Origin of the sequence: Streptomyces sp. NPDC059373 (genome assembly GCF_042751495.1) — a bacterium.
GTDB lineage: Bacteria > Actinomycetota > Actinomycetes > Streptomycetales > Streptomycetaceae > Actinacidiphila.
The window spans coordinates 1-6,341 of the sequence record NZ_JBHYXC010000091.1 but is presented as its reverse complement, the minus strand read 5'-3'; the positions used below and the strand labels follow the sequence as shown (position 1 = coordinate 6,341).

The window sequence follows — 6,341 nt, the reverse complement described above, 5'->3', positions numbered from 1 at the left end:
ACATCCAGCGTCATCCCGAACTCGTCGACGGGTGCCTCGCCGGCACCGGCTTCAGTCTCACCCAGCACCCGACAACACCCCGAAGAAGTCAGTAATTGCGAAAGTATCCGAACTCGATGACATCGAACTCGAACGTGCCCGCTCCGCGCGACGACGAGCACGAGACGTTGCGCGTGTACCTACTGCTGCTCGCCATGGTGGTGGGACTGCTGATCGCCGGCGCCGCTATCTACCTCGTCCACCTCCATCCATCGCTGGGCGAGCCCTTGGGCGTCGGCGCCGCCGTCGTGGCCGCGTTGGCGACCGTCACCGGCGTAGCAGCCCGGGCCGTGAGGCGGCGATGACCACAGCCGCAGATCGGGGCATGGCGCCTCACCCGAGGGGTGTGATCCCAGCCTCTGGGTAATCTCCAGATGCCGATCGGCAGGCCTGCTGGCCGTCGAGGAACTTACGGCTGGCCCGGCCGGTGATCGAGCGTGCCGAGGGCTCGGCCACCCCACAGGTGACCTGACCGGGCCCTCTCTGCGGCTGCTACTTCTCCCTGGCTGCGCTGTCCTGCGCGTACCGCTCCATCGCGGTCCGGAAAACCGGCAGGTGCTTGGCGTCAAGGAAGTAGCCGCCGGTCTTCGACCAGCCCTGGCCGGGGGCCGGGGTGGTCGCGCGCAGCGGGTGCGGGATGTCCGACGACCACAGGCCCTCGGCCGCGCCGCGCTTGATGGCCTTGGTGATGGTAGCCGACGGCCCACGCAGCGCCTGCTCGCCAAACTCCTTGCGGTAGGCGGGGCCGTCCACCCAGCCGTTTCCATTCACCGCGGTGTCGATCAGCAGGAGCGACCGCGCGTTCGTCATGCGGAGCAGCCGGTACGCGCGGTCCGCCGTCCACTCGGTGTCCGCGGGCTCCGTAGAGACCACCACACCTTCGGCTCCGACGAACATCGCCAGCACCTGGCGGGCGAAGTCCTCCGACGCCCCCTTCAAGGTGATGGTCAGGTCCATCTGTACCCCCCCTCTGAGAAATGACCCCGGATTAACTGCTGATTGACCCGGGACTGACAGGATGGCACGTGAGGTCCTGTCAATCAACCGCGAATCAAAAGTCATTCACAAGCTAATGGCCCACACGGGGGCTCCGAGCCGGACTTGCGTGTGCTCTCCCCGGGCGCCGCCCACACCACCGCCACCTAAGGCGAGGGACCATCCCCGCGGGTGCAGGGAGCAGGCGACAACGAGTTGAGCGAGGTCCCCCACAGGGCGGGACCATCCCCGCGGGTGCAGGGAGCAGCGCGACCACCACGCGTTACGCCTCCGTGAACAGCCTCAGCGCTCTCGGATTCTTGACCACCACCAGCCCCCCACCGTCTGTTCACCGATGCGACCAGGGTCCGGCAGAGTACGACGCTCGAACTCGTCATCGATGCGATCCACCAGTCGGCCCAGATCAGGGCACCGCGAGGGAAATGAAGCATGATCTCCTCCAGGTCATCGCGGGCATACCCGACCTGCAAGCCGGGTGCTGTCAGCGATCCAGTGCGGGGAGGCCGGCCAGGCCGGTCTCGCCGCCGGGCAGCAGATCGAGCAGCCGGAACAGGAGCGCAGCTCCGCCCTGCAAACGTAAGTGGCCCCCCGTCAGCGGGCAGGCCGTCCCCAGGGCCCGCCAGGCCAGCGGCCGCCCGGCCGAGGTGGATCCTGCAACACCGCCTGTTCTTCCTGCTGATCCACTGCGTCACCACGCGCGCCGACTGGGACGTGACCCACCGGTCCGCGACCTGGGGCCGCGCCGCGGGCATCTGGGCTCAACCGCTTAGGGACGTAGTTTCGATGCCTCTGGTACTCCCCGCGCAGCGGGGGTGGCTCCTCGATGGACGACGAAGCCGTCTACGGCAAGACCTCTTTCCCGTGCAGACGGGGGTGCACCGTGGTGCAGGGCCGGGCCGAGTCGGTCAGGCGTAGATCTCCGCTCAGGAGGAGGTGACTCCCGTCAGGGCGGCCCCAAGAGTCCGAACAGGTGGAGTGCCCGGTAAACGGGGGGTGGTTCCGCCCTGCCCCGGTCGATCACCACGGTCTTCGGACAGTCCCGTGCAGACGGGGGTGTCGGTTGCTCTCCTGTCCGAGTTGGTTACCTGCGAAGCCCTCCCGGCGCAGCCGGGATATCTCCTCCGACCGCACAGCCGTCTCCGTGCAGCGTGCTCCTCATCTAGCGGTGAGGAGGACCGCCGAGGTGGGCAGGATGCGGACACCACATGGACCGCCCCCCATGACCACGCGGGGTGGCAACGAGAGGAGCAGGGCAGTGCTGGTTGAGGTACGAGTGGACGGCGGCGCGCAGGAAGAAGCGGAATTGCGTTTGCTGCAGGGCTGGTTACGTCAGGAGCCTGCGGTCCGCGCAGCAGCGGCTGTGTCGCTGCTGGAGCGGCCTGCGCAGGCGGGTGCGATGGGCGGCTGGGTTGAAGCGGTGCAGTTGGTGACGGACAACGGGTGGAGCGCGGCCTCGTTCGTCCTGTCGGTGCTCGCGTGGCGGCAGACCCGGCCGCGGCCGCCGCGCATCACGATCCGGCGCGGTGGCGTCGAGGTGAGCATGACGGAGTACTCCGATGCCGAAGTGCAGCGTGTACTCGCCATGCTCGAAGAGCCGGGCGGGGAACAGGAGCAGCCGTGAGCGCCCGGCCCGACCCGTCCTCGTCGCGGGCGGTCCTAGTGGGGGTGAGCCGATACACGGCGCTGGAGCCGCTGCCGGGCGTGGCGAACAATCTTCCCGCCCTGGCCGCCGCGGTGACCGGCGCCGGCTCGTGGGGCCTGCCGGAAGACCACTGCACGGTGATCGCGGAGCCAGCCCACGCGCGGGACATGCTGGGTCCGGTGTGGGAGGCGGCCGGAGCGGTGCGGGACACCCTGCTGGTGTACTTCGCCGGGCACGGCCTGACCGACAGCCGCGGTGAGCTGTTCTTCGGCCTGCCCGACTCGGTACCCGGTCTCAGCCATACCGGTGTTCTCTACCAGTCGCTGCGGGACATCATCGCCCAGGGACGGGCGCAGCGGTATGTGGTCGTGTTGGACTGCTGTTTCAGCGGCCGGGCTCTGGGGTTGATGAGCGGGCCCGGAACGCTGGTCGACCAGGCGGAGATCGATGGCAGCTACCTGTTGGCCGCCGCGCCGGAAAACGGCAGCGCCCTGGCTCCGCCCGGCGAGACCTTCACGGCGTTCACCGGCGAACTCCTGCACGTCCTGACGCGGGGCATTGACGGCGGCCCGCCGGAGCTGGACCTGGAGACGGTCTACGCCCACCTGCGGTCGGTGCTGCGGGCCAAGGGCCGGCCGCTACCGCAAAAACGCGACCGCAACACCGCAGGCAGCCTGGTGTTCGCCCGCAACCACGCCTACCAGCCCGGGGCCACTACCTCTCCCCCAAGGCCGGGTGATCACCGCTGGCCTGATCCCGGCGGCTTCCACACGTCTCGCATGTTCCTGGACGCGCTCATCGAGTGCCGGGTGATCAGCGGCAAGACCCTCCAGTCCCTCAGCGACAAGGCCGAACCACCCATCGGAGCAGGCGCATTCAGCCGCCTGCTCAACCGCACGACGCTCCCGAAAACCTGGAAGACCACCAGCACCTTCCTGGCCGTTTGCGGCGTGCCCCGCGAGCAGGCAGATGCCTGGAAGGCTGCCTGGGAACGCCTGCGAACCGCAGAACCCCCGCAGGCCACCACCGTCCCGCCGGCGGCCACAAAGAATCCCAAGCCGACGTGGTGGCGCGGCAGGCCCGGGGCCAGAAAACGCCAGTCAGGCGGCACGTAGCCAACCGCCCTCGAAGAGCTGTCCGCAGCAACCGCCACCTGACGGTCCTCACCTCCGGACGCTTGCTCTCAGCGTCCCGACGGCGCCGACGACGTCGACGAGGCAGGCTGCTGCGTCGAAGCATCCGAGCCGTTGGAGAACAACCCCAACCACGCGCCAACCACCAGCAAGCCGACCACGATCAGACCCGTCATGGACTTCTTCACCGGCTTCCGACCGCCAGCCGACCGATTCACCCAGTGACCCGCTCGGTAGTACTTGTCAGGACGACCCGCCATACGAACACCCCCGAGATCCATCGCGGCAGGCCACCCACCGCAGTCACAGAGTGTTGCAGTCATGGGCCGAACTGACCCCAACTTGCTCCGGAATTGGCCGATTCCAATCGCGGTGTCCGACAACTCTCCGACAAGGCTGCGACACATCAGAAAACCGCAACCGAACCGGACCCAGACGGCCAGCCGCTGGCCGCCCCCACGTTCAATCGCCCCAGCGCCCCGATCAGCACGCTGACCGGACAACCGTCCGCACCACCAGCAGCCCGAAAGTCGCCGCATACGGGCCCCGAACACCCCCCAGACCGATCCCGACCGAAGAAAAACGACGCCCAACTCCGCAGAACTTGCAGTTCAGCAAGCCTCTTCCCCGCGTATGCGGGGGTGCATCGTCTCTTCTCCTCGGGCGGTGGCGGGCGGTGTGCTCTTCCCCGCGTATGCGGGGGTGCATCGGGCTGATGGACGTGGTTGCGGTGGATCCGGGGCTCTTCCCCGCGCAGACGGGGTGATTCCATCAGGCTGGCCGGTAAAACGCCAGGTCAGGAAGCTCTTCCTATTGGAACTCTCACTGCAACGCGCTGCGATTTCTCAATCGGTGTCCCGCTCACCTCTCAGCCTCTGTCACCACAATGCCCTGCTGACCTGCTGAAACCCAGACAGTGTCGTGACGGGAAAAGTGGGGCACCGAAGCGAGAGTTAGCACGGGTCCAGAACGTGGTGGCGGTCTCTTTCTTCTCGTCGGCGTGGATCTCACTGTAGGCGAGGCGGGAGTGGTCGTCGACGGTGGTGTGGATGTAGTCCCCCAGCGTTCTGCCGGGGGCCCCGGTAGCCGGCGCCGGAACGTGTCTTGCGTCCGGCTTGGCGGCCGAGGATTGTGTGGCGGCCGCCGTCGGGGATGTTGCCGAGTTTCTTGATGTCCACGTGCACCAGTTCGCCGGGCCGGTCGCGTTCGTAGCGGCGGATGACGTGGCCGGTGGCCCGGTCCAGGTGGCTCAGTCGGGCCGGGCCGTAGCGGGTCAGGAAGCGGTGCACGGTGGCGGGCACCAGGCCGAGCAGGCCGGCGATGCGAAACGCCGCAACACCCGGACCTTGATGATGCGCCGTTCGGTCGGTGTGGGGCTGGTGCGCGGGCGCGACGAGCGGTCGGCCATCCCCGGCCTCGCCCATGACCCGGTAGCGGTCAGCCCATCGCCGGGCGGTCGTGGGTGAGACCTGGAAGCGTTCAGCGGCGCGTCGCAGCGGCCGGCCGTCCTCGACGACGCAACGGGCCAGACGCAGCCGTCCGGTCTCGGTCAGGGGTGCATTACGGTGTGGGTCAGGGCTGGATGTTCTCCAGGTCCTCCAGAAGGCCGGGGTGCTTCGGCTCCCAGCCGAGCGCCTGCCGGGTGTGGGTGCTGGACGAGGGCTGGTCGGTCGCGAAGATCGGGCCGAGGGGGCCGTAGGTCTGCTCCGGCACCGACTCGACCGGCAGACCCAGCCGTCGGCCGATGACCGCCGCGATGTCACGCACCGTGTCTCCCTCGTCGGCCACGGCGTGCCAGGAGGTACCGGCTTCGGCCTGCTCCAGGGCGAGCCGGAAGAGGACTGCCGCGTCGAGTGCGTGCACGGCCGGCCAGCGCTGTGCGCCGTCGCCCGGGTAGCCGGACACCGCGGTCCGGCGTGCGATGGTGGTCAACAGACCGGCGAACCCGCCCGTGCCCTGGTGGTGAACCGTGCGCGGCATGCGTACGGCCGTGCTCCGGACCCCGCGCGAGGCCAGGCCCAGGACCGCCGTGACCGCGCGACCGCGACCACCGACCGGCCCGTCGGCCGGTAGCGGGTCGGCCTCGGTGGAGACGCGGCCCGGCGCACGGGGCGTACCCGAGACGGTGACGAAGGGGCGGTCGCTGCCGACGAGTTCCTCGCCGAGGGTCGCGAGGGCGGCACTTTCCTCGGCGACCGACTGTGCGAGGGCGTCGGGGCTGCTGAAGTCGTTGCCGAATGCCAGGTGGATCACCCCGTCGGCCTGTGCGACGCCGGCGCGAAGGATGTCCAGATCGGCGAGAGCTCCCCGCAGCGGCTCGGCACCGGCCGCCTCGGCGGCCCGCGCCGACGCGTCGGAGCGGGCGAGCGCGAGGACGGTGTGGCCGTTGCCGAGGAGCTCGGCGACGACGGCGGACCCGATCAGACCGGTGCCACCGGTGACAAAAACGCGCATGGAACTCTCCCGCAAGTGATGGGACTCTTGTCCCGTCACCCTAGCAGGGTGACGGGACAAGAGTCCCATCGCATAGG

5 protein-coding genes and 1 pseudogene are annotated in these 6,341 nt (G+C 68.8%); 3 read left to right on the top strand and 3 right to left on the bottom strand.

All coding sequences use genetic code 11. The annotated features are described in order from the left end of the window. Positions 1 to 116 precede the first annotated feature (116 nt). The gene (locus tag ACFXJ5_RS41070; protein ID WP_384643638.1) at positions 117 to 344 is read left to right on the top strand and encodes a hypothetical protein; all 228 of its coding nucleotides are present in this window, start codon (positions 117 to 119) and stop codon (positions 342 to 344) included. Between the two features lie 187 nt (positions 345 to 531). Here ACFXJ5_RS41070 and ACFXJ5_RS41065 read toward each other — a convergent pair whose 3' ends face one another. Next, on the bottom strand, positions 532 to 996 hold the full coding sequence (locus ACFXJ5_RS41065) for a hypothetical protein (RefSeq protein WP_384643635.1): 465 nt from the start codon (positions 994 to 996) through the stop codon (positions 532 to 534). A gap of 1,294 nt (positions 997 to 2,290) precedes the next feature. Between ACFXJ5_RS41065 and ACFXJ5_RS41060 the strand changes: the two genes are divergently transcribed. Both ACFXJ5_RS41060 and ACFXJ5_RS41055 read left to right on the top strand, forming a co-directional pair. After that, the gene (locus ACFXJ5_RS41060) at positions 2,291 to 2,656 is read left to right on the top strand and encodes an effector-associated constant component EACC1 (RefSeq protein ID WP_384643632.1); all 366 of its coding nucleotides are present in this window, start codon (positions 2,291 to 2,293) and stop codon (positions 2,654 to 2,656) included. Then, entirely contained in the window at positions 2,653 to 3,792 is a 1,140-nt protein-coding gene (locus tag ACFXJ5_RS41055) for a caspase, EACC1-associated type (protein ID WP_384643629.1), read from the top strand. The genes ACFXJ5_RS41060 and ACFXJ5_RS41055 overlap by 4 nt, the downstream gene beginning before the upstream one ends. A gap of 961 nt (positions 3,793 to 4,753) precedes the next feature. On the opposite strand, the pseudogene ACFXJ5_RS41050 reads toward ACFXJ5_RS41055, so the two are convergent. Next, positions 4,754 to 5,363, bottom strand: a pseudogene (locus ACFXJ5_RS41050) (helix-turn-helix domain-containing protein); the annotation flags it as partial. Positions 5,364 to 5,382: 19 nt separating this feature from the next. Next, on the bottom strand, positions 5,383 to 6,264 hold the full coding sequence (locus tag ACFXJ5_RS41045; RefSeq protein ID WP_384643626.1) for an SDR family oxidoreductase: 882 nt from the start codon (positions 6,262 to 6,264) through the stop codon (positions 5,383 to 5,385). Positions 6,265 to 6,341 lie beyond the last annotated feature (77 nt).

What these genes read in the sequence shown, in the direction of transcription:
- ACFXJ5_RS41065 (WP_384643635.1), bottom strand. Translation starts at nt 996, where the DNA reads ATGGACCTGACCATCACCTTGAAGGGGGCGTCGGAGGACTTCGCCCGC.
- ACFXJ5_RS41045 (WP_384643626.1), bottom strand. Translation starts at nt 6,264, where the DNA reads ATGCGCGTTTTTGTCACCGGTGGCACCGGTCTGATCGGGTCCGCCGTC.
- ACFXJ5_RS41070 (WP_384643638.1), top strand. Translation starts at nt 117, where the DNA reads ATGACATCGAACTCGAACGTGCCCGCTCCGCGCGACGACGAGCACGAG.